Raw genomic sequence first — 23,485 nt, 5'->3', positions numbered from 1 at the left:
TAAGAAGCGCGGGGCGGGGGGCTGTGGGGTCACGCGGGCTCGATGTTGTCCGCGTGGGTGGTCCAGGTGATGCCGGAGGCGGGGCGGACGTGGGCCACGCGCACTACCCGGCCGTCGCTGTGGGTCTCGTGGGTGACGGCGTCCAAGGTGCCGACGCACTTCGAGGCGATGTCCTGGACCTGCTGTTGGAGGAGCGGGTGCTGTTCGTGGCCGGTGTGGTCTACGGAGTAGGTCACGTCTCCGGTTCCTCGGGGGTGGGCATGTCGGCGCGGCGCATGAACTTCTCCCAACCGCCGGCCGCTCGCAGGCGCAGGGCCCGGCTCGGTGCTCCGGGCTGCGTCTCCCGTATGGCGATCTTGCGTCCACTCGTGCCGGGCGTGCGGCGAGGGAGGGTGCTGTCCATGGCTTCGCTCCTGCCGTCGGAGGGATGCAGCGGGCCGCAGGCGCGACACGGGGGAGGTGGCGGTGCGGCCCGCTGCGAAGGGGGCGAACACCACGGTAGGGAGCGGCGCCAGGCGCCAACAACGCGTTTGCACGCGATTGCAGAATTTCAGCTCAGGGAGTCGATTGCCCTGGAGATCAGGGCCCGCGCCCGTGTTCCGTGCACCGCCAGATCCTTGAACCTGTCGAATGCCTGCACGTACAGGGCGAGTTCACTGGGCGAGGTGACGGTCACCTGCGCAGACAGGAGTTCCACGTTTGCCTGCACGTCATCGAAGACGTTGAACGTCTCGGTCGGCCACATGCTGCGCTCGGCGGTGAACGGGATGACGCCGAGGGAGACGGCGGGTAGCGACATGGCCGAGAGAAGGTGTGTCAGCTGCTCGGCCATCGTCTCGGCGCTGCCGAGGCGGTAGTACAGGACCCCCTCCTCCACCAGGATCGCGAAGCGATGGTTCCCGGTGCGGATGATGCGGGAGCGGGCCAGGCGGGCCGTCACGGCTTCGGCGACGTCGTCGGGCGTGCGGCGGAAGTCGGCGACGGTGGCGAGCAGGGCGGTTGCGTATGCCTCGGTCTGTAGGACGCCCGGCACGACGCGAGAGGAGTAAGCCCTGAAATGGCGGGTGCGCTCGTAGAGGGGGACCACGGACTCTTGCAGTCGGCGCAGGCCCGTACGGGTGAGCCTGCGCCACTCGACGTACATGGAGTCGACCGCGCGGCTTGCGGCGATCAGATCCTCGGCCTGGCCGTCCGCGCCGCACGCGGTGCACCACGCCCGGATGTCCTTGTCGGACGGCGCGGTCTTGGCGTTGATGATGCGAGAGGTCTTGGCGCCGTTCCACCCGCACAAGGCCGCCAGCTCCTGCCCTTGGAGGCCGGCGTCCAGCATGATTTCGCGCAGGCGTGCGGCGACCGCGAGACGGGCCGTCTGGGCGCTGGAGGACGGGGAGACGGACATCGGTGTGCTGCGGGGGTCAGACGGTGTACTGCTCGTGCGGGATGCCGCGCTCCCAGACAGCTTCGAACGCGCCTGCGCATAGCTTGGCCACGGCGGGCTCCTGGCACATCTCCGGCCCGGCGGACGCACCGTCACCGGTGAAGTGGTTGAAGCGGACGATCTTGCCGTCGAACAGCCAGAAGTCGTTTCCGGGGAGCGCGATGTCCGACGCTTGACGGCGGGGCAGCCAGCGGACCTGTTCGCCTGCCGCGATGTTGGTGAACGTGCCCGAGTGCTCGAAGCGGATGTACTCGGTGACCGGTTCGGAGACGATGCGCGCGCGACGGATCACCACACCCCGGGCGACGGCTTGAGAGATGAGGTCGAGCCAGGGCCGCCACCACGTCGCACGGTCGTCGGGGTCGAGCCGGACACCGTCCCGCCACGCCGCGAAAGGGCCTTTCTCCTTGTCGACCCCGTAGGAGTCGCGCATCTCCAGGTGTACCGCGGAGTGCTGAGCACCGGCCAGCAGTTCAGAGAAGCCCGGCACGTTCTGCATCGTCTAGCGCCTTCCTGATGATTCCCGCCATCCGGAGCGGGATACGGGTCACGTTCTCGTGGTCGGGGATGCCGACGGCGTGGCCGGGGACCCACTCGGTGCTGCCGATCTTCGTCAGCAGCGCCTCGCCGGGCTTCCAGCCCTGGACCACCAGCTCCTTCTCTTCGTCGTCCACCCACACCATCGGGCTCTCGTCATCGCCGGTGCTGGGGTCTATCCCGACGAACCGTAGGGGCATGGCGATCTCCCTTGTCCAGTGGATTGCGCGTATTTGCGTGTGAGGTTGGTCGAGGGGCATCGGAGCGTCAAGAGTCCGAACCGGCCAGCGACAAAGAGGCCCCCGCTGGCCGGCCGACCCGAAAGTGTGTTGTGTCATTTAATTTCGCCCACACGACACACTTTCTCGTAGAGTGCCCCGTCCAGGGCGATCACTGCCGCAACAGCGCACTCAGGGGGTACATCGTGGCAACCCGGGGCAGGCCGACACGGGCCAGCATCTACCAGGGCATGGAAGACGCGATCCGCGATCTCCGCGAACGCTTCGGCGGTCTGCCCACCCCCGCCGAGGCCGAAGATATCTGGGCCGACCTGTGGCACGAGGAAGCCCACAACAGCACCGCCCTGGAGGGCAACACCCTCGTACTACACGAGGTGGAGAAGCTGCTGGAGGAGGGCAAGGCCGTCGGGGCGAAGCCGCTGCGCGACTACATGGAGGTCCGCGGCTACGCCGACGCGGCGACCTGGGTCTACGGGCAGGCCCTGGAGCCAGGCGACTGGACCGACGGGTCTCTCATCACGGTGACCGAGGTCCGGCGCATCCACGAGACCCTGATGCTGCCGGTCTGGACCGTGGAGCCGACCCCGGGCGCCACGGACTACGAGGGCCCGGGAAGTTTCCGCCGTCACGAGATCAAAGAGTTCAGCGCGGGCATGAAACCGCCGTCGTGGACTGAGGTGGATCACCGGATGCGGGACTGGGTGGACTCCGCAGAGGTGCTCCGGGAGGAGAACGGCACCCCGCTGCCGGAGAGGCTGGCCGCGGTGCACAACAACTTCGAGCAGATCCACCCGTTCCTCGACGGCAACGGCAGGGCCGGGCGGCTCTCCCTGAACCTGCTCCTGGCACGGCTCGGATATCCCCCGGCGATCATCCACAAGAGAGACCGGGACAAGTACCTCCGGGCCATGCAGCGCGCCGACCAGGGGGAGGTGGGCCCCCTCGGGGAGCTGATCGCGCGGGCCGTCACCAACAATCTGAACCGGTTTGTGCTGCCCGCCGTGGCGGGGCCCGTAAAGCTGGTCCCGCTGGCCGCGCTGGAGACCGAGAACGTGAAGGAGCGCGCCCTGCGTGCCGCTGCGGCACGGGGACGTCTCAAGGCCGTCAAGGGCGCTGACGGGAGCTGGCGCAGCAGCAAGGCGTGGGTAGCCCAGTACGAGGCAACCAGGTACCAGCGCAGGGGCTGACGCTGGGAACGACGAAGCCCCTGCCAGGTCCCGGAGTACGGGGGCGGGGGCTTCGTCGTACAGCGGTCAGTTCACGTACTCCAGGATCTCCAGCACGGTCCGGGTCGTACGAGTCGTGGCGCTCACCATCCCGTCTGGCCGTACGCCAGCCCGTACGGGCTGCACTCCATGCAGCCCTCGCACTCGTCGTCGCCGCAGTCGCCGGGCTCGTCGTCCTCGTCCTGCCGGTACTCGCTGTGGCGCCATCCCGTGCAACCGGTGGAGCAGCCGCAGCCGGGACCGCACTCCGAGCACAGCATGCGCAAGGTCCAGCCGCAGGTCTCGCACAGCAGGTCGTCAAGGTCGGGTGTCGCCGGGGCCGGCGTGGTGTCGGTCATGCATTTTTCCTTCCTAATGTGATCACCGGGTCGGCTGCTGCCGCCGGGGGCTTGTGGTTAATCCGTTCGGGCTAGTTGGAGTGGCAGCGGCCGTACACGTCGCGGCGCCAGCCGACGGCTACGACGGTGCGGGGCTCGGGGAGATAGACCACCCGGAGGTCTCCGGCGGCGAGGCGGCAGGCGCGGGACCCCCCTCCCATCCGTTTGGCACCTCGGGGGTGGGGGTCTTCGGCGAGGGTGTTGATCATGCGGTGGAGGGTCTGGGCGGCGGGCGGGTCGCGACGTCGGATCTTGTCCAGGGCCCGCTGGGCGGCGGGAGCTATGAGCACGGGAATGGGCGTCTCCGGTCGGGTCGGGAATGTGGAAGGGCCCCGTCCTCCGGAATGGAAGACGGGGCCCTGCTGGACAGCTGTGGGTCAGCTCTCCTTCTCCTCGATCACCTCGGCGAGGTGGAGGAGGGCGTACGCGATACCGGCGAGCCCGTTCGCTACCGCCCGGGTCTCGTCGTTGACCTCCGGGTCGGCGTAGGCGGCCCCGGCCGCGTCCTGGGCGAGCTGCTTGTATCGGTTGCTGATCATGTGTGTCCCTTCGTGGAGGAGGCCGGTCGGCCGCAGCGGTCTCCAGGAGGGCCTGGAGGCCACTGTCAGGGGCCGGTCAGGTGGTTGGGGAAGGCGGTTGCGTCCATCCGTTCACGCGATGGGGGCGCCGTGCCCGAGGACCGCGGCGGCGGCTGCGGCAGCAGAGATGAGGAAGAGGATCAAGGAGCAGCCGTCGCCGCTGGCTTCGACCTCGGTTATCGCGTCGGACTTTGGGGCGTAGCCGTCGTGGTTCTCCGCGCGGTGCTTCGTGCGGGCCGCCTTGGCGTCGTCGCGTTCGTCGACCGGCTCGGTGGTGGTTCCGCAGTCGAGGCAGGTGTAGGCGTAGGGCACGAAACAGCCTTTCGGGTGCGCTGGCGGGCGAGGGGCAGGGGGCCGTGACCACCCTGCCAGCCTCTGCCGTCAGCCACGGGCGGAACCGGTAAACGAGTAACCGGTAAGCGGTTGACCTGCGGATTTACCCGCTTACTCGGGGCTGGCCGCACTCTCGGGGGAGAGGGGGTCCGGGTACACGGTCAGGTCTGGCACCAGGTGGGCGGGCAGCCGCGGCATGCGCTGGAGCGCCTTCGTCAGCTCGTCGTACGAAACGCCGATGGCCTTGTCCCCGGCGACGCTGACGACCTTCGTGGGGATCCCGGCATCCCGCAGTTTGCTCGGGAAGGTGGCCGTGGTGAGGCCGACGAAGTCGCCCTGCTTGTGGAGGCCGTGGAGAAGTTCGACGGCGTGGACACCGCCCTTCCCCTCGTGCTTGGCGATGGCCACTGCATGCTCTACGTGGTCCACCAGCTCCCGTTTCCACTTCCCTACGTCCACGACCGGTAGCGCCCCCTCCCCGCTCTCCTCGGCGGGCTCCAGGGCGAGCCGGGCCGTGTCGGCAAGGAGTTCGGCCGGGACTGGCCGCGTGGTCAGTTCGAAGGCCCGGTTCCCCCTGGCCCAACACGCGGTGACCGCGCCCAGGGTGGAGACCACCAGCACCACACCGTCCAGGAGCCACGACCCCACCGCCACCCCCGCGACGGGGAGGGCCAGCAGGGTGCAGCGGGCTGCGGCGATCCGCTTCCGTCGGTGGCCCACCTGCCCCGGGTCGATGTCGGTGATCTCCCAATCCCCCAGCGCTTCCAGGGCGACCTGGTGGCGGCGGACCTCCCGGTCGGCCTGGTCCAGATCACTCTGGGCCGCGGGGACCAGGCCCCCGTCTTCGGCGGCGATCCGGCGCAGCTTGGTCGCCTTCTTGTGCGCCCGCTTCGCCTCCCGCTGGTGCTCCTCAACCTTCTCGGCGTGCGCCTCACCGCGGGCCTTGACGATGCGCCGCAGCAACTCCTCCTCCGAAACGGTGTGGCCGCCGGCCCAGTGCGCCAGAAAGACCGCGATGTGCCCGCCCCCCGCGGTCGTGCGGGCGATCAGGGGCGCGGGCCTGCTCAGGGTCTCGTCGCTCATCAGCCGATCAGCCCCTGGCCTACCCAGGTCATCAGGGGGACGCCGATCATCGACGCGAGGCCGCCGAGGGAGGAGGCGATGCCCCACGTCGAGCCGGTCAAGGCGCCGGAGATGGCCAGCACGCGCTCCCCCCAGCCCTTCGCGAACCAGATGAACAAGCCGAGCAGGATGATCAAGGTCAGGGCGATCCAGGACCCGGAGTATCCGAGGACCTCGCCGGTGGACAGTTCCACCGCCCCGGCGCCGGACTGGCCGACGGCCGCGTTCCCGATCTCCTGGCCGAGCTTGTTTCCGCTGCCGGTGAAGGCGCCGGAGATGTTGCCGACGATGCCGCCGACGACCGCGGAGGCCAGCACCATGACGAGGAAGGATGCGACCCAAGGGAGCCAGAACCTGCGCTTTTTCAACGCCTTGAAGGTGCGGCCGTTGCTGTAGAAGATCACGGCCCCAGTGACGACCATCAGGCAGAAGCCGAAGGCCGCGCCCGCGCGGGTGACGACGTGGGTGGTCTCGATCAGATCCATGATCAAGCCCCCACAATCCACGCGGCGATCAGGTGCCGGGTCGGCTCGGCGATCAGCGTTCCGCCGACCGCGGCGACCAGCAGGACGGCACTGGCCCACCTGCGGATCCGGCCGCCCGTAGCGCAGCCGACCGCGGACACCACGGCGGTCAAGCAGCCGACCGCGAATGCGGTGTCGACGCCGACCGCGGCGGTCATCCGGTAAGTGACGTGGTTCGACCACTGCACCGCCGGGAACAGGCCCACGCCCAGTACGGCGAGGGCGCGGAGGGGGCGCAGGCGGCGGACCGTGGCCCGGACGCGGTCCCAGTCGACGGAGTGGTGCGCGTCGGGGGCGAGGACGGTGATGTGGTCGGTGTGCCCGTACCGCTCGGCGGTGTCGGGCGCGGTGGGGATGCTGTGCCACTGAACGCCGGTCACAGGGCCACCCCCAGCCGCAGCAGGGCGGAACGCACAGCAAGTTCTTCGTGGTCGGGGACGGTGGTGTGGACCGGAACAGCGACCGGTTCCGGGGCCTGCGGCGCGTCAGCGAAGCACGCGGGCAGTAGGGCTAGCAGGTAGCCCGTTGCGGTGATGCGTACGCCGCGGCGCCGTATATCGGACATCATGGTCGTGTCTCCCTCGGGAGGTACTGCGGCCGGACTCGGATGCCTGCGAAGCGATTTACCGAGTCCGGCCGATCTTTTTTGGTTCCGGGCCGGCGGCCCGTGGCTCCCGCTCGATTCGGTGCGCTTCCCGGTGGGTGGCGTTGCCGTATCGAGCGGGACCATGAAGCGCCGGTCAGGTGGTCGTGGTGGACGGGGCGGGGAACTCCTTTGCGGCTTTTCGCACCTTCGCCACGGTTGAGCCGTGTTGCGCCGCGAACGCCGTTTCCGTCACCTTCGGCAGCACCGCCCGGGACTGCCGCCAGGCCGAAGCCAGTTCGCGGCGCCCGTGTTCGGCGTAGGCGGACCGCCGGTCGTTGCCGAAGGTCAGCGGGGTCGTGGTGCGGTTGTCCTCGCGGGGCTGCTGTGCGGGGCCGGGAGGGGCCGAAGCGACCTGTGGGTTTTCCTCGGGAATTCGCGATTCATCGGCAGACTCACCCGATTGGGCACCGGCCCCGTCGTGCAGGTTCTCGCGCAGGTTTCCCGGCTCGTCCTCGCACTCCTCCAATCCCTCCTCGGGCAGCTGCGGGACTCGCAGGGTGACTTCGACCGGCTTCGGCGGGGCTTCCTTCGCCGCGAAAGCGGTAAGGGGTACGGGCCGAGGGGCGCTCTTACTCGCTACCGACGGCGCATGGACCGGCCGCCACTCGATTTCGATTCCCGCAGCGGCGAGGCCGGCGACAGCAGCCTCCGGGGTCAGCGCGACACCGAGCTTGGCCAGCCGCAGGGGCAGCAGAGCTTCCACCGGGGCCTTACGCCGCCAGGAACGCCCGTAACGGGCCTGTAGGCGGGCCTGGTAGATCAAGCGGTCCTGCTCCATGCCGACGGCCTGTTCGTAGCTGCGCAGCTCCCACAGCCGCATCCGGCGCCACAGCTTGAACGTGGGGACCGGGGAGAGCAGCCAGCGTGTAATGCGCACGCTGTCGATGCCCTTGCCCTCGGTGACGTCCGCGATCCGGCCTATGGCGTGGCGGGCCGCTTCGACGGTGACGACGAAAAGGACCGGGATCACTGCGTGCATGCCGACACCGAGTGGGTCAGGCCAGGCCGCGGCCCCGTTGAACGCGATCGTGGCCGCGGTCAGCATCCACGCCGTCTGACGGAGCAGGGGGAAGGGGATGCGGATCCACGTCAGCAACAGGTCGAGGGCCAGGAGGACGATGATCCCGGCATCGATGCCGATCGGGAACACCAGCGCGAATGTCCCGAACCCCTTCTTCACGGCGAGGGCGCGGACTGCGCTGTAGGACCCGGCGAAGCCGATCCCGGCGATCACGACGGCTCCGGCGACGATGACGCCGATCAGGATTCTGTGCGTGCGGGTCAGCTCGGGAACCCCCTTCAACGGACCCTCCTTTCGGTGGTGCCGACCCCCAGTCGCAGGGCGCCGCGGATCTGGTGCTGCTGGCGGAGCTGGGCGATACGACGGCGGATGATCGTTAATCGGATCGCGTCGAGGAGGCGCTGTTGCTCGGTCACCGGCCACTGCCTACGTGCAAGGCGAGGTAGATGATGAACAGCACGGCGCCGATGTTCGCCAAGACCGCGCCGCAGCCTGGCTTGCCCTGGGCCCTCACGACGCCCCCTCGAAGAACTTGGTGACCACGTCGTGGTGCAGCCGACCCGCGGCGCGCTGACGCTCTCTGGCCGCCTTCATGTTCTCGGCGTGCTGCCGCTGGGCGGGAGTGAGGACGTGCCCCACGGCCTGGGCCACGCCGTCGAGTTCAAGCTGACCGATCACGTCACTGATGCGGGTCCGCCGGGTCATGACCGGGCCTCCCGCTTCGCCGTCTTTTTCGCGGTGGCCGGCTGACGCCAGTTCGAGATGACTCGCGCCTGAAGACCGACCTGGCTGGCCTGCTGCTCCGGCGTGAAGCCGGTGGCGCTCGTGGTGGAGGTGCTGGTGGTCTCGGTTTTCCTGCTGAAAATGCCCATCAGGCCCAGACCCCCGCCCACTTCGCGGCGGCCTTCTTGGCGGTGCCCTTGTCCACGGGCGGGACCGAGGGCGATACATTTCGGATCACGACGTGCTCCTGTGTGGCAGGTGTATCTGTCGGAGCCCCCGATCCCGCTGTTGGAGCAGCGGACGGGGGCGTTTTCGTTGTGGTGCGCGGGCGGTAGAGGTGTCGCACCTCCGCCTGTTGAAGCACCCCGCTGGGGCCGCCCGTGGCAAGTTCTCCGCCGCGGAAGCTGTCCTCCCGGTCGTTTCGGGAGGCTCTGGCGGTGCCTGTTCAGTTCTCAAGGAGCAGTCGCGGCCTTTGTACTCACCCCCGCGGGCTTTCCTTCGGGCTATCTGTGCAGGTCAAGCGGGGTTCTGTGCACCAACTCCGGCCCAGCGGGCTGTTGTTGGTGCGGGTCGAGTCTGACATTGAACCTTACGGATTCGCAAGGATTCTCACGGAACCCTACGGGGGCTTACGATTCCTGCCATGGAGTCGCTCGCACTGGAGGCCGCCCGCAGGGGCCTCGCCGGGGTCCTGGACTGGACCCAGTTGGAGAACACCCCCGTCACGGTCACCCGCCGGGGGAAAGCGGCCGTGGTGTGGCTGCCGCCCGGCCAGTACGCCGCTGCCGCGGTGGGCGAGGAGACCGAGCCGGAGGACGGACCTCACACCGTGGACGACCTCCGGGTCGAACTCGCTACGATCCTGCGCCGGGTCCAGTTCGAGGGCGCCCATGTTCGGATGCACCGCCACGGAGCCCCCGCGGCCGTCGTGGTGCCCGTCGCATGGTTCGAGAAGACCCAGCCGGCCGCCGAGTAGCGAAGTTCTTCCCGGGCCCCGGCTACTGCCCTGGCGGTGGCCGGGGCTTCGGCATGTCCCCGCTGACTGCCTCGCGGGTGAACAGCGGCTGCTGTGTCTTGGAGGCGTGGCCCCAGCCGCCGCACCGGCAGACGCACGGGCTCAGCGGGTCGGCCTCGGCGCACGCCTCACTCGGGCACGGCTCCGGGGTCACCCCGGCCACCCGGCGCCCAGGTCCACCAGGCGCTCGGTATCGGTGGGCTCACCGAAGATCACCTGAACGCCCGGGGCGCCGTGGAGTGCCGTTTCGGCTTCCTGCCACGCCTGGACGCACGGGTCACAGGCCCCGGCGTTAGACGTCCAGCGGCTGCATCCGGAGACGGGGCAGGGGCGTTCGCCGGAGTGCTCACGGCAAAGGCCCGTCACGGGATCGCAGGGCTTGCCGCAGGGGATGCCTCGGTCGTCGCCCGTGCACTCGTAGAAGCGCGGCGCAGCGATGTGCTCCCCGAACACCGGGGCGGTGTACGTCTCCTCGTCCGGCGCCTGGTCTTGGTCGTGCCAGCCCTGGGCCTGCCGGGGCAGCAGCGGGGCGACGACGGGGGCGGGCGAGCCCGCAGCGTCACGGATGCGGCCGGAGATGATGGCGGCCACGCTGGTGGTGATCTTCTCGGGCAGAGGGCGGCCGGCGACCACATCGCGAATCTGGTCGGGGCTCCACCCAGAGGCCAGCAGGCCATCGACCATCAGCCCCTGGTCCCGGAGCGTCTTGCCCGTCAGCCGGAGGGCGGGCAGCTCGTTGCCGATCGCGGTGAGCAGCAGTACGCCCTCGGTCGGGGCCACTGCCACGACAGGCGGAGCCTGCGGGGGCTTCACTTCGGCGGACTCTTCCGTCCGTCCGTCCGTCTTCGGCTCGTTCGCGGGGACCTTTGTGGTACGGACGGACGGACGGGTCTTGGTCTTCTGCTTGTTGGTCTTCTTGAGGTTGGTGTTCTTAGTGGTCCGATTACCCGTCGCCGGATCATCCGTCGGCGGAAAATCGCGCAACGGTTGCGACCTGCGGTTTTGTACGCGATCGAGCATGTCGGTGGCGTCGTCGCCGAGGAGGTCGAAGAGGTGGGCGGGAACGTCCGTGATGCGGTACCACGCCTCACCGAACGTGCCGTCGTCGTTGTGCTCCTGGCCCCGCTCCAGGTAGCCGAACTTCTCCAGCTCCTGGAGGCCGGTGGTCACCGCGGCCTTCCCGTCGGTGCTCGACCGCACGAGAGCGGCCACGGTGACCGTGAAGCCGGTGCGGTGCGTGGAGATCAGCCCGAAGATGCCCTTGGCCTTGAAGCTGATGCGGCGGTCACGGAAGAGGGCGTTCGCGATCTGGGTGAAGTTGTCGGCCGCCATGGGGCCGCGTTGGATGCCTGCGCCGTAGCTCATCGCGTCACCGCCAGAGCGGACGCGGGTCGGCCACAGGCCGGCCGAAAATCGCTCCCCGCGTCGGCGGAGGCGGCATACACGGCCCCATGGGGCTGTGGCATTCTTGGGGTCATCGCACCGAGTGCGATAGCCCGAATCTTCAAAGACATCGGGTGAGCCCTGGTTCTTCTGACGTGAACCTGCGGCCGGGCGGAGTTGGTAGCTCCAAGCGGCCCTGACGTAGTCAGTGGCGAACTCGGTGAAGAAGTCCTCACGCCGTCGGAAGCGTGGGGACTTCGCCGTTTCCGGGGTCCGCCGAGGCCGCGCTAGGGCGGCTTGATGAGGAGGCCGACGCGGGTCGCGGGGGTATCTGCGGGCGCGGTATCACTCACAGGCGCCAGTACCCTGGCGTTCAGTCCATCCGGCCGTGAGAGCGAGGGCACACATGCGGGCACATCAGCTCGGGACACAGCGGGTCGCCCCAGGATGCTGCGCTGTCTGTTCTGCACCGTCTCGCCCCCTTTCGGGTCGGTTGGTGCAGGTCAGCGCGCCCTCCCCTCACTTCGAGAAGAGCTGAGCTGCTCCCACGCCATGCGCCGCCGCCTGATCAACTCCACGCTCGCCGTCGTACTCGTCGTGATCGCCGTCTTCGGCGTGTCCCTGGTCATCGTGGAGACCAGGACCATCACCAGCAGCGCCCAGGACCGCATCGAGTACGAGGCGCAGCGCCTGGTCGGCATCGTCGAGGCGAACGTCCTCGAACGCGAGCGGGTCGACCCGACGGCCCTGTCCGATCAGCTGGACGTCGGACACCACGCCACGATCACCATCCCCGGGCAGGCCACCGTCGAGGTCGGCCACCGGATCGACGAGGACGTCATCCGCGGCACCGCACACGGTGAGCAGGGCGAGCTCGTGGTCGTCGAGGAAGCCCGCTCCACCGTCACCAAGGAGGTCGGGCGGACGCTCGCGGTCGTCGGCGCCGTCGCGCTGCTGGCCGTCGTGGCGGCCGTACTGCTCGCCGTACGGCAGGCGAACCGGCTGGCCTCCCCGCTCACCGACCTCGCTGAGACCGCCGAGCGCCTCGGATCGGGAGACCCGCGGCCCCGGCACAAGCGGTACGGGGTGCCCGAGCTGGACCGGGTCGCGGACGTACTGGACTCCAGTGCCGAGCGGATCGGGCGGATGCTGACCGCCGAGCGGCGGCTGGCCGCGGACGCCTCGCACCAGCTGCGCACGCCGCTGACCGCGCTGTCGATGCGGCTGGAGGAGATCACGGTCACCGAGGACCTGGAGACCGTGCGGGAGGAGGCGACCATCGCCCTCGCCCAGGTGGAGCGGCTCACGGACGTGGTCCAGCGGCTGCTCACGAACTCGCGGGACCCGCGGACCGGCTCGGCCGTCCCCTTCGACCTCGACGAGGTCGTCAAACAGCAGGTGGAGGAGTGGCGGCCCGCCTACCGCAGCGCCGGCCGCGCCATCGTGCGCTCCGGCAAGCAGGGCGTACGGGCCGTCGGCACCCCGGGCGCGGTCGCCCAGGTCCTGGCCACGCTGGTGGAGAACGCGCTGATGCACGGCGGCGGCACCGTCGCCCTGCGCACCCGGGTGATCGGGAACCAGGCGGTGCTGGAGGTCACGGACGAGGGGCCGGGGGTCCCGCCGGACCTCGGCAACCGGATCTTCGAGCGGGCCATCAGCGGCCGCAACTCCACCGGCATCGGCCTGGCCGTCGCCCGGGACCTGGCCGAGGCGGACGGCGGGCGGCTCGAGCTGCTCCAGGCGCAGCCGCCGGTCTTCGCCCTGTTCCTGAGCCGGACGGCCCGGGAGCGCTCAGAGCCGGAGAAGACGGTCCGCTAGGGGCCGGCCCCGGCTCGCGGCCCCGGCTCACGGCCCCGGCTCACGGCTTCGGCTCGCGGCTACGGCTCGCTGTGTCGCCCCGTGGCTTCGGCTCGCTGTTTCAGCTCGCCGCGGGTTCGGGTTCCGGCTCGGGCTGCGGTTCGGGCCTGCGGTCCGGCTTGGGCAGCGGGGCCGGCTCGGGTATCGGCTCGGCCTCGGCGGCCTGCGGCAGGGCCTTGAAGACCCAGGTCCGGTACGACCAGAAGCGGAAGACCGTCGCGGTCCCGATGCCGATGAACTTGAAGACGTTGGTGGCCACCGGCCCGTCCCAGCCGAAGCCGTACGTGGCCGTGTACAGCACGCCGTTCTCGATGACCAGGCCGATCGCGCTGAACCCGGCGAACAGGACCAGCTCCCGGGTCCGGCCGCTCTTGGCGCGGTCCCGGTAGGCGAAGTAGCGGAAGCCGAGGTAGTTCGTGGCGATGGCGACCACGGTCGCTATCACGCTCGCGCGCACCACCTGGAGGTCGGTCGTGTGGCGGATCAGGTTGAAGACACCCAGGTTGACCAGCACGCCCAGACCGCCGACGGCGCCGAACTTGGCGACCTCACGAACGAGACCGCGTACGCGTTCGAGGACGGGTCCGTTCCCCGGCGTGCTCATCTGAATGGTCAGTCCCTGTCGGTCACCGCCCCGCACGGGGGCGTCCGCTGTTCTCCGTCAACCCCCACATGGTAAGTGTCGCCCCTCCGGTCCGTCTGTGCCTTCGCACACCGTGCGACACACGGCACACCGATGGCTCCGCGCCAGGGGCACGTCCCGATGGCGGAATACCGCCGGATACCCTGGAGGAGTGACGTTCCCGGTAGTCGGCATGGTCGGCGGCGGACAGCTCGCCCGCATGACCCACGAGGCGGGTATCCCCCTCGGCATCAGATTCAAGATCCTCAGTGACACCCCACAGGACTCGGCGGCCCAGGTCGTGAGCGATGTCGTCATCGGCGACTATCGCGATCTGCAGACGCTGCGCGCCTTCGCGCGCGGCTGCGACGTGATCACCTTCGATCACGAGCACGTGCCCACCGAGCACCTCAGGGCCCTGGAAGCGGACGGCATCCCCGTCCGCCCGGGGCCCGACGCGTTGGTGCACGCCCAAGACAAGGGGGTGATGCGCGCCCGGCTCGACGCGATCGGCGCGCCGAGCCCCCGCCACCGGATCGTGAGCGATCCGGCGGACGTGGCGGCCTTTGCGGACGAGGTGGGCGGCTTCCCCGTCATCCTCAAGACGGTGCGCGGCGGGTACGACGGCAAGGGCGTGTGGTTCGTCCGCACGCCCGAGGACGCGGAGGCCCCCTTCAAGGCGGGCGTCCCGGTCCTCGCGGAGGAGAAGGTCGAGTACGTCCGCGAGCTCGCGGCCAACATCGTCCGCTCCCCGCACGGCCAGGCCGTGGCCTACCCCGTCGTCGAGTCCCGCCAGGTGGACGGCGTCTGCGACACGGTGATCGCCCCGGCCCCGGACCTCTCGGAGGCCCTGGGCGGCGAGGCACAGGCCCTGGCCCTGCGCATCGCCAAGGAGCTCGGCGTGACCGGCCACCTGGCCGTGGAGCTGTTCGAGACCACCGACGGCCGCATCCTCGTCAACGAACTGGCCATGCGCCCGCACAACAGCGGCCACTGGACCCAGGACGGGGCCATCACCTCGCAGTTCGCCAACCACGTACGGGCGGTCCTGGACCTTCCGCTGGGCGACCCGCGCCCCCGCGCCACGTGGACGGTCATGGTCAACGTACTGGGCGGGGACTACCCCGACATGTACGCGGCCTACCTGCACTGCATGGCCCACGACCCGCAGCTGAAGATCCACATGTACGGCAAGGACGTGAAACACGGCCGCAAGGTCGGCCACGTCAACACCTACGGCGACGACCTGGGCGATGTGCTGGAGCGCGCACGCCATGCTGCCGACTACCTCAGAGGAACGGTCACCCAATGAGCACCTCCGCCGCAGCCCCCGTCATCGGCATCGTCATGGGGTCCGACTCGGACTGGCCGGTGATGGAGGCCGCAGCCCAGGCACTGGACGAGTTCGAGATCCCCTACGAGGTCGACGTCGTCTCCGCGCACCGGATGCCGCGCGAGATGGTCGCGTACGGGGAGCAGGCCGCCGACCGCGGACTCAAGGCGATCATCGCGGGCGCGGGCGGGGCCGCCCACCTGCCCGGCATGCTCGCCTCGGTCACCCCGCTGCCGGTCATCGGCGTCCCGGTCCCGCTGAAGTACCTCGACGGCATGGACTCGCTGCTGTCGATCGTCCAGATGCCCGCCGGGGTTCCCGTCGCCACCGTCTCGGTCGCCGGGGCGCGCAACGCGGGCCTGCTGGCCGTACGGATGCTGGCGGCGCACGACCAGGAGCTGCTGGCCCGGATGCGCGACTTCCAGCAGGAGCTGAACGACCAGGCCACCGAGAAGGGCAAGCGGCTGCGGACGAAGGTCGCGGGCGCGGAGTCCTTCGGATTCGGCAAGTGAGCGCGGCGCGGCGCCTGGACGAGGCGCGCGAGCTGCTGGCCGAGCACCCCGTCGTGGACGGTCACAACGACCTGCCCTGGGCGCTGCGCAAGCAGGTCCGCTACGACCTGGACCGGCGGGACATCGCCGGCGACCAGTCGGCGTACCTGCACACCGACATCCCGCGGCTGCGGGCCGGCGGGGTCGGCGCACAGTTCTGGTCCGTGTACGTGGCCACCGAGCTGACCGGCGACGAGGCGGTCAGCGCCACGCTGGAACAGGTGGACGCGGTCGACCAGCTGATCAGCCGTTACCCCGCCGACCTGGTGCGGGCGCTGTCCGCGGACGACATGGAGGCGGCCCGCGCCGACGGCCGGATCGCCTCGCTGATGGGCGCCGAGGGCGGCCACTCCATCAACAACTCGCTCGCCACCCTGCGCGCCCTGCACCAGCTGGGCGTGCGGTACATGACGCTCACGCACAACGACACCATCGACTGGGCGGACTCGGCGACCGACGAGCCCCGGCACGGCGGCCTGAGCGACTTCGGCCGCGAGGTCGTCCGCGAGATGAACCGCGTCGGCATGCTCGTCGACCTCTCGCACGTGGCCGCGACGACGATGCGCGACGCGCTGGACGTCACGGCCGCGCCGGTGGTCTTCTCGCACTCCTCGGCGCGCGCGGTGTGCGACCACCCGCGCAACATCCCCGACGACGTGCTGGAGCGGCTCCCGGCCAACGGCGGCGTGGCGATGGCCACCTTCGTACCGAAGTTCATCCTCCCCGCCGCCGTCGAGTGGACGCTGGCCGCGGACGAGAACCTGCGGGCACACGGCTTCCACCACCTGGACACCACGCCCGAGGCGATGGCCCTGCACCGGGCCTTCGAGGCGGAGCGCCCGCGCCCGGTGGCCACGGCCGCCACCGTCGCCGACCACCTCGACCACATGCGCGAGGCGGCCGGGATCGACCACATCGGCATCGGCGGGGACTACGACGGCACGGCCTTCACCCCGTCCGGGCTGGACGACGTGGCGGGCTACCCGAACCTGATCGCGGAACTGCTCACCCGCGGCTGGTCGAAGCCCGACCTGGCGAAGCTGACCTGGTCCAACGCGGTACGGGTGCTGCGCGACGCGGAGTCGGTGGCGCGGGACCTGTCGGCGTCCCGGGGTCCTTCCAATGCGGTGATCGGCTAGGACGGCCTGCGCCCGGAGGTGCGGCAACCGGGTGTGACCTGCGGGTTACACCCGAATGCCACACCTGCCGGGCGACCCGGGCGTCCGGCGTGTCACGGTGGCAGCATCTCTCCCTGCTGCCGCCGAGACCGGAGCGAACGCCATGGCCGACCTGCAGGATGAACCCCACTCCGTGGGCATCGGGGCGGAAGACCTTCCCGCCCCCACAGCGGTGACCAGCGCCCTCGACCGGGCCGCCGCGCTGCTGTCCGTGCATCCCGTCGCGGACGGGTGCAACACGCTCGTCTGGACCCTGCGCCAGAGCCCGTACCACGACATCGACACGCCCGACGCCGGCGTCGACACCGACATCCCGCGGCTGCGCGTCGGGGGAGTGGGCGCCCAGTTCTGGTCGCTGCTCACCCCGGGCGAGGCCGCCGCCGACGACCAGGTGGTCTCCGACACCCTGGAACAGATCGACGTGGCGCTGGCCCTGGTGCGCCGCTACCCCGACAGCCTGACCCTCGCGCTGACCGCCGACGACATGTCGGACGCCCGCAACCGCGGCCGCATCGCCTGCTTCCTCGGGCCCGTGCCCGGCCGTACGCTGACCGACTCGCTGAGCGCGCTGCACGCGTTCCACGCGCTGGGCGTACGGATCTTCGCGCCGGCGGGAGCGCCCTGGGCCGGGCAGGACCTGGCGGCCTTCGGCCACGAGGTGGTCCAGGAGGCGAACAGGCTGGGCATGCTGCTGGACCTGACCGGGTGCCCGTCGCTGACGGCCCGCCGGATCGCGGCGGCCTCGAAGGCCCCGGTGATCGTCTCGAACACGGCGGCCGCGGCCCTGAACCCGCATCCGGGGAACGTGACCGACGAGGTCCTGCTGGCCCTGCGCGAGGCGAACGGCCTGGCGATGATCACCTTCGACTCCGCCCGGACCGGGGACTCCCTGCACGCGGTCGCGGACCACGTCGACCACGTCCGCGCCGTCGCCGGCCCGCAGTGCGTCGGCCTGGGCGCCGCCTTCGGCGCCGAACCGGGCAACTCCCGCCCCACGGGCCTGACCGACCCCTCGGGCTACCCCCGCCTGATCGCGGAACTCCTGGACCGAGGCTGGCCGGAAGCCGACCTGGCCCTCCTGACCTGGGGCAACACCCAACGCGTACTCCGCGACACGGAATTCACCTCCCGAGCCGCCCAACACCGCCGAGCCGCCCCCACGCCTTTCTGACAGGCCCCTCGGGGCATGTTCAGCCCCGCCGGCGTTTGAGGCGCGGGGGTCCGGGGGCAGAGCCCCCGGCAACGGCGCCGCACGGTTGAACGCACGGCTCGCCCCCGCGCAGCGGCAAGGCCCCGGCCCTGTCCCCCCGCCCGGCCAAGGGCTAGGCGTGCGGCCGGCCCATCGCCCGGTAGGTCCACCCGGCTGCCCGCCACACGGCAGGGGCAAGCGCATTGCGCCCGTCCAGAATCAGCCGGTCGGTCACGACCCGGCCCAGCTCCGCCGGGTCGAGCTCGCGGAACTCGCGCCACTCGGTGAGGTGGAGGACGACCTCCGCGCCACGGGCCGCCTCCAGCGCGGAGTCCGCGTACCCCAGCGTCGGGAAGACGCGCCGCGCGTTGTCCATGCCCTTGGGGTCGTAGACGGTGACCTGCCCGCCCTGGAGGTGGATCTGCCCGGCCACGTTCAGCGCGGGCGAGTCGCGGACGTCGTCGGAGTCCGGCTTGAAGGTGGCGCCGAGCACCGCGACCCGCTTGCCGAGGAAGGACCCGCCGACGGCGTCCCGTGCCAGCTCGACCATGTGCCCGCGCCGCCGCATGTTGATCGAGTCGACCTCCCGGAGGAAGGTCAGGGCCTGGTCGGCTCCCAGCTCGCCGGCCCGCGCCATGAAGGCCCGGATGTCCTTCGGCAGGCAGCCGCCGCCGAAGCCGATCCCGGCGCGCAGGAACTTCGCGCCGATGCGGTCGTCGTAGCCGATGGCCTCCGCCAGCTTGACCACGTCGCCGCCCGCGGCCTCGCACACCTCAGCCATCGCGTTGATGAAGGAGATCTTCGTGGCCAGGAAGGAGTTCGCCGCGGTCTTCACCAGCTCGGCCGTCGGGAAGTCGGTGACCACCAGCGGAGTCCCCTCCGCCATCGGCGTCTCGTACACCTCCCGCAGCAGCTTCTCGCCGCGCTCGCCCTGTACGCCGATCACGATCCGGTCGGGGTGCAGGGTGTCCTGCACCGCGAAGCCCTCCCGCAGGAACTCCGGGTTCCACGCCAGCTCCACGTCCGCACCCGCCGGCGCCAGCTCCGCGAGCTTCGCGGCCAGCCGCTGCGCCGAGCCCACCGGCACGGTGGACTTGCCGACCACCAGGACCGGCCGCGTCAGGTGCGGGGCCAGCGAGGCCATCGCGGAGTCGACGTACGACATGTCACACGCGTACTCGCCGTGCTTCTGCGGAGTGTTCACGCACACGAAGTGCACGTCGCCGAACTCGCCGACCTCCTCCCAGGAGGTCGTGAACCGCAGCCGCCCCGTCGACCCCGGCAGCCCGGCCACGTGGGCGGACAGCAGCTCCTCCAGCCCGGGCTCGTACATCGGCACCCGGCCCGACGCCAGCAGCTCGATCTTCTCGGGCACCACGTCCAGCCCCAGCACCTCGAAGCCCAGCTCCGCCATCGCCGCGGCGTGTGTCGCGCCGAGGTAACCGGTGCCGATCACAGTGATCCTGAGGGGGGCCATGGGTGCTCCGTACAGTTGCGGGGGTGCGGCGGGCCGTTTGCGGCCACTGAGCATAGTCGGGCCGGTCGCGGGGGACGTTCTCCAGTAGCTGACCCCTCTGTCACGCAGCTCACGTGGGCCGTCCATACCGCCATCCGTGCAGCGGCCACTAAGCTTGGGTTACTTAACGGTAGTTAGCATCACGCATCACCCTGGGGAGTGAGAGATCTTGGCGGGTTCTGCCGACTTCGACCTGTACCGCCCGGCCGAGGAGCACGAGATGCTCCGCGAGTCGGTCCGCTCGCTCGCCGAGGCGAAGATCCTGCCGTTCGCCGCCGCGGTCGACGAGGAGTCCCGCTTCCCGCAGGAGGCCCTCGACGCCCTGGTCGCCAGCGACCTGCACGCCGTCCACGTGCCCGAGACCTACGGCGGTGCGGGCGCCGACGCGCTCGCCACCGTGATCGTGATCGAGGAAGTGGCCCGCGTCTGCGCCTCCTCCTCCCTCATCCCCGCCGTCAACAAGCTCGGCTCGCTCCCCGTGATCCTTTCGGGTTCCGAGGAGCTCAAGGCCAAGTACCTCGGCCCGCTCGCCAAGGGCGACGCGATGTTCTCGTACGCGCTCTCCGAGCCGGACGCGGGCTCCGACGCCGCCGGCATGAAGACCCGCGCGGTCCGTGACGGCGACTTCTGGGTCCTCAACGGCGTCAAGCGCTGGATCACCAACGCGGGCGTCTCCGAGTACTACACGGTCATGGCCGTCACCGACCCGGAGAAGCGCTCCAAGGGCATCTCGGCCTTCGTGGTCGAGAAGTCCGACGAGGGCGTCTCCTTCGGCGCCCCGGAGAAGAAGCTCGGCATCAAGGGCTCCCCGACGCGCGAGGTCTACCTCGACAACGTCCGCATCCCGGCCGACCGCATGATCGGCGCCGAGGGCACCGGATTCGCCACGGCGATGAAGACCCTCGACCACACCCGCATCACGATCGCCGCCCAGGCGCTCGGCATCGCGCAGGGCGCCCTGGACTACGCCAAGGGCTACGTCCAGGAGCGCAAGCAGTTCGGCAAGCCGATCGGCGACTTCCAGGGCGTGCAGTTCATGCTCGCGGACATGGCCATGAAGATCGAGGCCGCCCGCCAGCTCACGTACTCGGCCGCGGCCAAGTCCGAGCGCGTCTCCGCCGGAGGCGACAAGGAGGACCTGACCTTCTTCGGCGCCGCGGCCAAGTGCTTCGCCTCCGACGTGGCCATGGAGGTCACCACGGACGCCGTCCAGCTCCTCGGCGGCTACGGCTACACCCGTGACTACCCGGTCGAGCGCATGATGCGCGACGCCAAGATCACCCAGATTTATGAAGGAACGAACCAGGTCCAGCGGATCGTCATGGCCCGCAACCTGCCGTAACACGCCCGGCCCGCACGCACGCGGACGACCCTCGGCAGGCCGCCGGGGGTCGTCCGCGTCGCGTCGGGCGGACCCGCGCGGTGCGGCGCGGGAGCCGGGGCCGGCCCGGCGCCAGGGCATTTGGGGACACGCCCGGCACTACGGCCCCACGGGCCGCGCGCCATCGCGCCGCGCGCCGCCTACGGCCCTTCGGGGCCACTCGGATGGGCTAAATTTGGACCTTCGTACGCCGGAGTCGGTTGGGGAGAACGCAATGACGGAAGCGATCCTGCTGGTCGGCGGACAGGGGACGCGACTGCGTCCCGTGACGGTGAACACACCGAAGCCGATGGTCCCGACCGCAGGCGTGCCCTTCCTCGCCCACCAGATAGCCCGCGCCGCCGCCGCCGGCGTCACGCACATCGTGATGGCCACCTGCTACCTCGCCGAGGTCTTCGAGCCCTACTTCGGCGACGGATCCGAGTTCGGCGTGCACCTCGAGTACGTCGTCGAGGACGAGCCGCTCGGCACCGGCGGCGCCATCCGCAACGCCGCCCGGCTGCTCACCGGAGGCCCGGACTCCGCGGTCCTCGTCTTCAACGGGGACATCCTCACCGGCCTGGACATCGCCGGCCTCGTCGAGTCCCACAAGACGGCCGACGCCGACGTCTCCCTGCACCTGGTCCGCGTCGAGGACCCGCGCGCCTTCGGCCTGGTCCCCACCGACTCCGAGGGGCGGGTGCTGGCCTTCACCGAGAAGCCGCAGACCCCCGAGGAGATCATCACCGACCAGATCAACGCCGGCTGCTACGTCTTCCGCCGCAGCGTGATCGACTCCATCCCGGCGGGCCGCCCGGTCTCCGTCGAGCGCGAGACCTTCCCCGGCCTGCTGGCCTCCGGCGCCATGCTGCACGGCGTCACCGAGAACACCTACTGGATGGACCTGGGCCGGCCCGAGGCCATCGTCCAGGCCTCCGCCGACCTGGTCCGCGGCGTGGTCTCCTCCCCGGCCGTGCCCGGCCGGCGCGGCGAGTCCCTCGTCCTGCCCGGCGCCCAGGTGGCGGCCGGGGCCAAGCTCTCCGGCGGCACCGTGGTCGGTGCGGGGGCCCGGATCGAGGCCGGAGCGGTCGTCCAGGGCTCCATCGTCCTGGAGGGCGCCGTCATCGGCGCCGACGCGCAGGTGAGCGCCGCGCTGATCGGCGCGCGCGCCTCGGTGGGCGAGCGCACGGTGCTCGACGGCGCGGTCATCGGCGACGACGCCCGCGTGGGAGCCGACAACGAGCTCCGCTCGGGCGCCCGGGTGTGGTGCGGGGCGGAGCTGCCCGCCGCCGCGATCCGCTTCTCCCCGGACGCCTGACCCCCGCAGGGGCCCACCGCCCGCCGCGGGACCCCCGCAGGGGCCCGCGGGGCCGCCGCCGGGGTCACTGCCGGGTCACTCCCCCCGGACGGTGACCTTCTCGTCGTTCTGGATCTGCTTCACCAGCTGCTGGACCTTCGCCTTGTCCCAGACGAGGTTGCCGCCGCGCTGCCCGGAGATCGGCATGTTCATCGACACGCCGTCGCCGCCGTTGACGCCCTTCATGGCGAAGAACATCTGGCCCATGTCGTACAGGCCCATGTCCTTGTCGACGATGAGTGTGTCCAGGCCGGCGCCCAGCAGCGGGTACAGGTCGAACGGGTTGAGGACCGTGGACGGGGTCGCCGCCTGGCTCGCCAGCGCCGACAGGAACTTCTGCTGGTTCTTCGTGCGCTGGAGGTCGGACTCGGCGAAGGCGTAGCGGGTCCGTACGAAGGCCAGCGACTGCTCGCCGTTCAGGGTCTGCTTGCCCGCCTTGAAGTCGGCGCCCGACTTCTCGTCCTTGAAGCCCTCCTCGATGTCCAGCTCCACCCCGCCCAGCGCGTCCACGATGTTCGCGAAGCCGGCGAAGCCGATCTCCGCGTAGTGGTCGATCCGCAGGCCGGTGTTGTGCTCCACCGTCCGCACCAGCAGCTCGGGGCCGTCCTCCGCGTACGCGGCGTTGAGCTTGACCCGGCGGCCCTGCGCGGGGAACTTCTTGCCCGACTGGGAGCCGACGAACGACGGGATCTCCACGTCCGAGTCACGCGGCAGCGAGATCATCGTGTTCCCGCTGGAGCACTTCGCCAGGATCATCATCGAGTCGGTCCGCTTGCCCTCGGCCGAGCCGGTGTGGAGCTTCTTCTTCTCCTCGTCGGACATGCCCTCGCGGCTGTCGGAGCCCACGATCAGGTACGTCGTGCAGTCGCCCTCCTTCGGGCGCTCGATGACCTTGGACAGGTCGACCTCGCGGCGCACCTTGGAGTCCGCCCAGAAGTACGTGGAGACCGTGGTCACCACCAGCGCGGACACCAGCACGATCGAGCCGACCTTGATCCGCTTGCGCCAGTCCGGGGCCGCGCCGGCCCCGCGCCCGGGACCGCCGGGACCCGAGGGGGGCTGCGAAGGGCCGCCGGGCCCGCCGGGGCCCGCGGGCGTCCCGTAGACCTGGCCGGTGTTGTAGCCGCTGTCGTAGCCGCCGTACGTGTCGTGGCGCTGCCCGTGCTGCGGGGGCACCGAGGGCGCGGGCGGCGGGCCGGGCCGCCGGGCGGGCGGCGGTACCGCCGGGCGCGGGGGCTGCTGCCGCTGGACGTGCCGCATCCGCCGCGCGCCCTCGGGCTGCGATCCCGCGCTGCCGCGCCCGTACCCGTCCTCGCGCCCTTCAGGCCAGTCATTCATGCGCCCAAGGATGCCTGCCCGG

The 23,485-nt window shown here is 70.5% G+C and carries 30 protein-coding genes; 9 read left to right on the top strand and 21 right to left on the bottom strand.

The genetic code is table 11. The features are described 5' to 3' along the window. Positions 1–29 precede the first annotated feature (29 nt). From ACFWP3_RS17005 to ACFWP3_RS16985, 5 genes are all read right to left on the bottom strand, one after another. Positions 30–236: a hypothetical protein gene (locus ACFWP3_RS17005; protein WP_384221350.1), complete on the bottom strand. Its 207-nt coding sequence runs from the start codon at positions 234–236 to the stop codon at positions 30–32. After that, on the bottom strand, positions 233–403 hold the full coding sequence (locus ACFWP3_RS17000) for a hypothetical protein (RefSeq protein WP_384221347.1): 171 nt from the start codon (positions 401–403) through the stop codon (positions 233–235). The genes ACFWP3_RS17005 and ACFWP3_RS17000 overlap by 4 nt, the downstream gene beginning before the upstream one ends. A 147-nt stretch (positions 404–550) precedes the next feature. Further along, complete coding sequence (locus ACFWP3_RS16995; RefSeq protein ID WP_384221344.1) at positions 551–1,399, bottom strand: helix-turn-helix domain-containing protein; 849 nt, start codon at positions 1,397–1,399, stop codon at positions 551–553. Between the two features lie 16 nt (positions 1,400–1,415). Continuing rightward, entirely contained in the window at positions 1,416–1,937 is a 522-nt protein-coding gene (locus tag ACFWP3_RS16990) for a DUF6879 family protein (protein WP_384221342.1), read from the bottom strand. Beyond that, positions 1,912–2,175: a hypothetical protein gene (locus tag ACFWP3_RS16985; protein WP_384221339.1), complete on the bottom strand. Its 264-nt coding sequence runs from the start codon at positions 2,173–2,175 to the stop codon at positions 1,912–1,914. The genes ACFWP3_RS16990 and ACFWP3_RS16985 overlap by 26 nt, the downstream gene beginning before the upstream one ends. A gap of 269 nt (positions 2,176–2,444) precedes the next feature. On the opposite strand from ACFWP3_RS16985, the gene ACFWP3_RS16980 reads away from it, so the two are divergent. Next, a complete protein-coding gene (locus ACFWP3_RS16980) occupies positions 2,445–3,401 on the top strand; it encodes a Fic family protein (protein ID WP_384221337.1) in 957 nt (318 codons plus the stop codon). 122 nt (positions 3,402–3,523) lie between these two features. Here the strand turns inward: ACFWP3_RS16980 and ACFWP3_RS16975 are convergent, their stop codons facing one another. From ACFWP3_RS16975 to ACFWP3_RS16920, 12 genes are all read right to left on the bottom strand, one after another. Further along, positions 3,524–3,778 carry a hypothetical protein gene (locus ACFWP3_RS16975; protein WP_384221334.1) on the bottom strand — a complete coding sequence of 85 codons (255 nt, stop codon included), beginning with the start codon at positions 3,776–3,778 and terminating at the stop codon, positions 3,524–3,526. Between the two features lie 71 nt (positions 3,779–3,849). Further along, positions 3,850–4,107: a type II toxin-antitoxin system RelE/ParE family toxin gene (locus tag ACFWP3_RS16970; protein ID WP_384221331.1), complete on the bottom strand. Its 258-nt coding sequence runs from the start codon at positions 4,105–4,107 to the stop codon at positions 3,850–3,852. A gap of 87 nt (positions 4,108–4,194) precedes the next feature. Next, on the bottom strand, positions 4,195–4,356 hold the full coding sequence (locus ACFWP3_RS16965; RefSeq protein ID WP_384221328.1) for a hypothetical protein: 162 nt from the start codon (positions 4,354–4,356) through the stop codon (positions 4,195–4,197). 111 nt (positions 4,357–4,467) lie between these two features. Continuing rightward, entirely contained in the window at positions 4,468–4,707 is a 240-nt protein-coding gene (locus tag ACFWP3_RS16960; RefSeq protein WP_384221326.1) for a hypothetical protein, read from the bottom strand. Between the two features lie 132 nt (positions 4,708–4,839). After that, a complete protein-coding gene (locus ACFWP3_RS16955; RefSeq protein ID WP_384221323.1) occupies positions 4,840–5,811 on the bottom strand; it encodes a hypothetical protein in 972 nt (323 codons plus the stop codon). Next, complete coding sequence (locus ACFWP3_RS16950; RefSeq protein ID WP_384221321.1) at positions 5,811–6,335, bottom strand: hypothetical protein; 525 nt, start codon at positions 6,333–6,335, stop codon at positions 5,811–5,813. Before ACFWP3_RS16950 ends, ACFWP3_RS16955 begins: the two co-directional genes overlap by 1 nt. Positions 6,336–6,337: 2 nt before the next feature. Then, entirely contained in the window at positions 6,338–6,754 is a 417-nt protein-coding gene (locus ACFWP3_RS16945) for a hypothetical protein (protein WP_384221318.1), read from the bottom strand. Next, a complete protein-coding gene (locus ACFWP3_RS16940; protein WP_384221316.1) occupies positions 6,751–6,942 on the bottom strand; it encodes a hypothetical protein in 192 nt (63 codons plus the stop codon). Before ACFWP3_RS16940 ends, ACFWP3_RS16945 begins: the two co-directional genes overlap by 4 nt. Positions 6,943–7,114: 172 nt before the next feature. Continuing rightward, positions 7,115–8,323, bottom strand: coding sequence for a DUF2637 domain-containing protein (locus tag ACFWP3_RS16935; protein ID WP_384221314.1), 1,209 nt, complete (start codon positions 8,321–8,323; stop codon positions 7,115–7,117). Next, the gene (locus ACFWP3_RS16930; protein ID WP_384221311.1) at positions 8,320–8,457 is read right to left on the bottom strand and encodes a hypothetical protein; all 138 of its coding nucleotides are present in this window, start codon (positions 8,455–8,457) and stop codon (positions 8,320–8,322) included. The genes ACFWP3_RS16935 and ACFWP3_RS16930 overlap by 4 nt, the downstream gene beginning before the upstream one ends. 94 nt (positions 8,458–8,551) lie before the next feature. Then, positions 8,552–8,746: a hypothetical protein gene (locus tag ACFWP3_RS16925; RefSeq protein ID WP_384221308.1), complete on the bottom strand. Its 195-nt coding sequence runs from the start codon at positions 8,744–8,746 to the stop codon at positions 8,552–8,554. Further along, positions 8,743–8,913: a hypothetical protein gene (locus ACFWP3_RS16920; RefSeq protein ID WP_384221306.1), complete on the bottom strand. Its 171-nt coding sequence runs from the start codon at positions 8,911–8,913 to the stop codon at positions 8,743–8,745. The genes ACFWP3_RS16925 and ACFWP3_RS16920 overlap by 4 nt, the downstream gene beginning before the upstream one ends. A 494-nt stretch (positions 8,914–9,407) precedes the next feature. Here ACFWP3_RS16920 and ACFWP3_RS16915 point away from each other — a divergent pair, with 494 nt between their 5' ends. After that, on the top strand, positions 9,408–9,740 hold the full coding sequence (locus ACFWP3_RS16915; protein ID WP_384221303.1) for a type II toxin-antitoxin system prevent-host-death family antitoxin: 333 nt from the start codon (positions 9,408–9,410) through the stop codon (positions 9,738–9,740). 189 nt (positions 9,741–9,929) lie between these two features. Here ACFWP3_RS16915 and ACFWP3_RS16910 read toward each other — a convergent pair whose 3' ends face one another. Further along, positions 9,930–11,144 carry a hypothetical protein gene (locus ACFWP3_RS16910; RefSeq protein WP_384221301.1) on the bottom strand — a complete coding sequence of 405 codons (1,215 nt, stop codon included), beginning with the start codon at positions 11,142–11,144 and terminating at the stop codon, positions 9,930–9,932. Between the two features lie 570 nt (positions 11,145–11,714). Here ACFWP3_RS16910 and ACFWP3_RS16905 point away from each other — a divergent pair. Continuing rightward, positions 11,715–12,980, top strand: a complete 1,266-nt coding sequence (locus ACFWP3_RS16905; protein ID WP_384221299.1) for an ATP-binding protein — start codon at positions 11,715–11,717, stop codon at positions 12,978–12,980. Positions 12,981–13,080: 100 nt separating this feature from the next. On the opposite strand, the gene ACFWP3_RS16900 is transcribed toward ACFWP3_RS16905, so the two are convergent. Then, positions 13,081–13,623, bottom strand: coding sequence for a GtrA family protein (locus ACFWP3_RS16900; RefSeq protein WP_384221297.1), 543 nt, complete (start codon positions 13,621–13,623; stop codon positions 13,081–13,083). A gap of 190 nt (positions 13,624–13,813) precedes the next feature. Here ACFWP3_RS16900 and ACFWP3_RS16895 point away from each other — a divergent pair, with 190 nt between their 5' ends. The 4 genes from ACFWP3_RS16895 (at position 13,814) to ACFWP3_RS16880 (ending at position 17,874) form a co-directional block, all read left to right on the top strand. After that, entirely contained in the window at positions 13,814–14,953 is a 1,140-nt protein-coding gene (locus tag ACFWP3_RS16895) for a 5-(carboxyamino)imidazole ribonucleotide synthase (RefSeq protein ID WP_384221295.1), read from the top strand. Next, on the top strand, positions 14,950–15,486 hold the full coding sequence (gene purE, locus ACFWP3_RS16890; RefSeq protein ID WP_384221292.1) for a 5-(carboxyamino)imidazole ribonucleotide mutase: 537 nt from the start codon (positions 14,950–14,952) through the stop codon (positions 15,484–15,486). Before ACFWP3_RS16895 ends, purE begins: the two co-directional genes overlap by 4 nt. After that, complete coding sequence (locus ACFWP3_RS16885; RefSeq protein WP_384221290.1) at positions 15,483–16,664, top strand: dipeptidase; 1,182 nt, start codon at positions 15,483–15,485, stop codon at positions 16,662–16,664. Before purE ends, ACFWP3_RS16885 begins: the two co-directional genes overlap by 4 nt. Before the next feature lie 142 nt (positions 16,665–16,806). Next, complete coding sequence (locus ACFWP3_RS16880; protein WP_384221288.1) at positions 16,807–17,874, top strand: membrane dipeptidase; 1,068 nt, start codon at positions 16,807–16,809, stop codon at positions 17,872–17,874. 151 nt (positions 17,875–18,025) lie between these two features. Here ACFWP3_RS16880 and ACFWP3_RS16875 read toward each other — a convergent pair whose 3' ends face one another. Beyond that, a complete protein-coding gene (locus tag ACFWP3_RS16875; protein ID WP_384221285.1) occupies positions 18,026–19,369 on the bottom strand; it encodes a UDP-glucose dehydrogenase family protein in 1,344 nt (447 codons plus the stop codon). A 208-nt stretch (positions 19,370–19,577) separates the two neighbouring features. Between ACFWP3_RS16875 and ACFWP3_RS16870 the strand changes: the two genes are divergently transcribed. Both ACFWP3_RS16870 and ACFWP3_RS16865 read left to right on the top strand, forming a co-directional pair. Then, positions 19,578–20,750 carry an acyl-CoA dehydrogenase family protein gene (locus tag ACFWP3_RS16870; protein ID WP_384221282.1) on the top strand — a complete coding sequence of 391 codons (1,173 nt, stop codon included), beginning with the start codon at positions 19,578–19,580 and terminating at the stop codon, positions 20,748–20,750. Between the two features lie 253 nt (positions 20,751–21,003). Then, the gene (locus ACFWP3_RS16865) at positions 21,004–22,086 is read left to right on the top strand and encodes a sugar phosphate nucleotidyltransferase (RefSeq protein ID WP_384221279.1); all 1,083 of its coding nucleotides are present in this window, start codon (positions 21,004–21,006) and stop codon (positions 22,084–22,086) included. A gap of 75 nt (positions 22,087–22,161) precedes the next feature. On the opposite strand, the gene ACFWP3_RS16860 is transcribed toward ACFWP3_RS16865, so the two are convergent. Continuing rightward, complete coding sequence (locus ACFWP3_RS16860; protein ID WP_384221276.1) at positions 22,162–23,463, bottom strand: LCP family protein; 1,302 nt, start codon at positions 23,461–23,463, stop codon at positions 22,162–22,164. Between the last annotated feature and the right edge of the window lie 22 nt (positions 23,464–23,485).

The sequence above is a fragment of the Streptomyces sp. NPDC058525 genome (genome assembly GCF_042719495.1).
Taxonomy (GTDB): Bacteria; Actinomycetota; Actinomycetes; order Streptomycetales; family Streptomycetaceae; genus Streptomyces.
Note: the sequence above shows the minus strand (reverse complement) of the source record. Positions and strands in the feature narration are given on the sequence as shown.

What these genes read in the sequence shown, in the direction of transcription:
- ACFWP3_RS17000 (WP_384221347.1), bottom strand. Translation starts at nt 403, where the DNA reads ATGGACAGCACCCTCCCTCGCCGCACGCCCGGCACGAGTGGACGCAAG.
- ACFWP3_RS16995 (WP_384221344.1), bottom strand. Translation starts at nt 1,399, where the DNA reads ATGTCCGTCTCCCCGTCCTCCAGCGCCCAGACGGCCCGTCTCGCGGTC.
- ACFWP3_RS16990 (WP_384221342.1), bottom strand. Translation starts at nt 1,937, where the DNA reads ATGCAGAACGTGCCGGGCTTCTCTGAACTGCTGGCCGGTGCTCAGCAC.
- ACFWP3_RS16985 (WP_384221339.1), bottom strand. Translation starts at nt 2,175, where the DNA reads ATGCCCCTACGGTTCGTCGGGATAGACCCCAGCACCGGCGATGACGAG.
- ACFWP3_RS16980 (WP_384221337.1), top strand. Translation starts at nt 2,445, where the DNA reads ATGGAAGACGCGATCCGCGATCTCCGCGAACGCTTCGGCGGTCTGCCC.
- ACFWP3_RS16975 (WP_384221334.1), bottom strand. Translation starts at nt 3,778, where the DNA reads ATGACCGACACCACGCCGGCCCCGGCGACACCCGACCTTGACGACCTG.
- ACFWP3_RS16965 (WP_384221328.1), bottom strand. Translation starts at nt 4,356, where the DNA reads ATGATCAGCAACCGATACAAGCAGCTCGCCCAGGACGCGGCCGGGGCC.
- ACFWP3_RS16955 (WP_384221323.1), bottom strand. Translation starts at nt 5,811, where the DNA reads ATGAGCGACGAGACCCTGAGCAGGCCCGCGCCCCTGATCGCCCGCACG.
- ACFWP3_RS16950 (WP_384221321.1), bottom strand. Translation starts at nt 6,335, where the DNA reads ATGGATCTGATCGAGACCACCCACGTCGTCACCCGCGCGGGCGCGGCC.
- ACFWP3_RS16940 (WP_384221316.1), bottom strand. Translation starts at nt 6,942, where the DNA reads ATGATGTCCGATATACGGCGCCGCGGCGTACGCATCACCGCAACGGGC.
- ACFWP3_RS16925 (WP_384221308.1), bottom strand. Translation starts at nt 8,746, where the DNA reads ATGACCCGGCGGACCCGCATCAGTGACGTGATCGGTCAGCTTGAACTC.
- ACFWP3_RS16920 (WP_384221306.1), bottom strand. Translation starts at nt 8,913, where the DNA reads ATGGGCATTTTCAGCAGGAAAACCGAGACCACCAGCACCTCCACCACG.
- ACFWP3_RS16915 (WP_384221303.1), top strand. Translation starts at nt 9,408, where the DNA reads ATGGAGTCGCTCGCACTGGAGGCCGCCCGCAGGGGCCTCGCCGGGGTC.
- ACFWP3_RS16910 (WP_384221301.1), bottom strand. Translation starts at nt 11,144, where the DNA reads ATGAGCTACGGCGCAGGCATCCAACGCGGCCCCATGGCGGCCGACAAC.
- ACFWP3_RS16905 (WP_384221299.1), top strand. Translation starts at nt 11,715, where the DNA reads ATGCGCCGCCGCCTGATCAACTCCACGCTCGCCGTCGTACTCGTCGTG.
- ACFWP3_RS16900 (WP_384221297.1), bottom strand. Translation starts at nt 13,623, where the DNA reads ATGAGCACGCCGGGGAACGGACCCGTCCTCGAACGCGTACGCGGTCTC.
- purE (WP_384221292.1), top strand. Translation starts at nt 14,950, where the DNA reads ATGAGCACCTCCGCCGCAGCCCCCGTCATCGGCATCGTCATGGGGTCC.
- ACFWP3_RS16880 (WP_384221288.1), top strand. Translation starts at nt 16,807, where the DNA reads ATGGCCGACCTGCAGGATGAACCCCACTCCGTGGGCATCGGGGCGGAA.
- ACFWP3_RS16875 (WP_384221285.1), bottom strand. Translation starts at nt 19,369, where the DNA reads ATGGCCCCCCTCAGGATCACTGTGATCGGCACCGGTTACCTCGGCGCG.
- ACFWP3_RS16865 (WP_384221279.1), top strand. Translation starts at nt 21,004, where the DNA reads ATGACGGAAGCGATCCTGCTGGTCGGCGGACAGGGGACGCGACTGCGT.
- ACFWP3_RS16860 (WP_384221276.1), bottom strand. Translation starts at nt 23,463, where the DNA reads ATGAATGACTGGCCTGAAGGGCGCGAGGACGGGTACGGGCGCGGCAGC.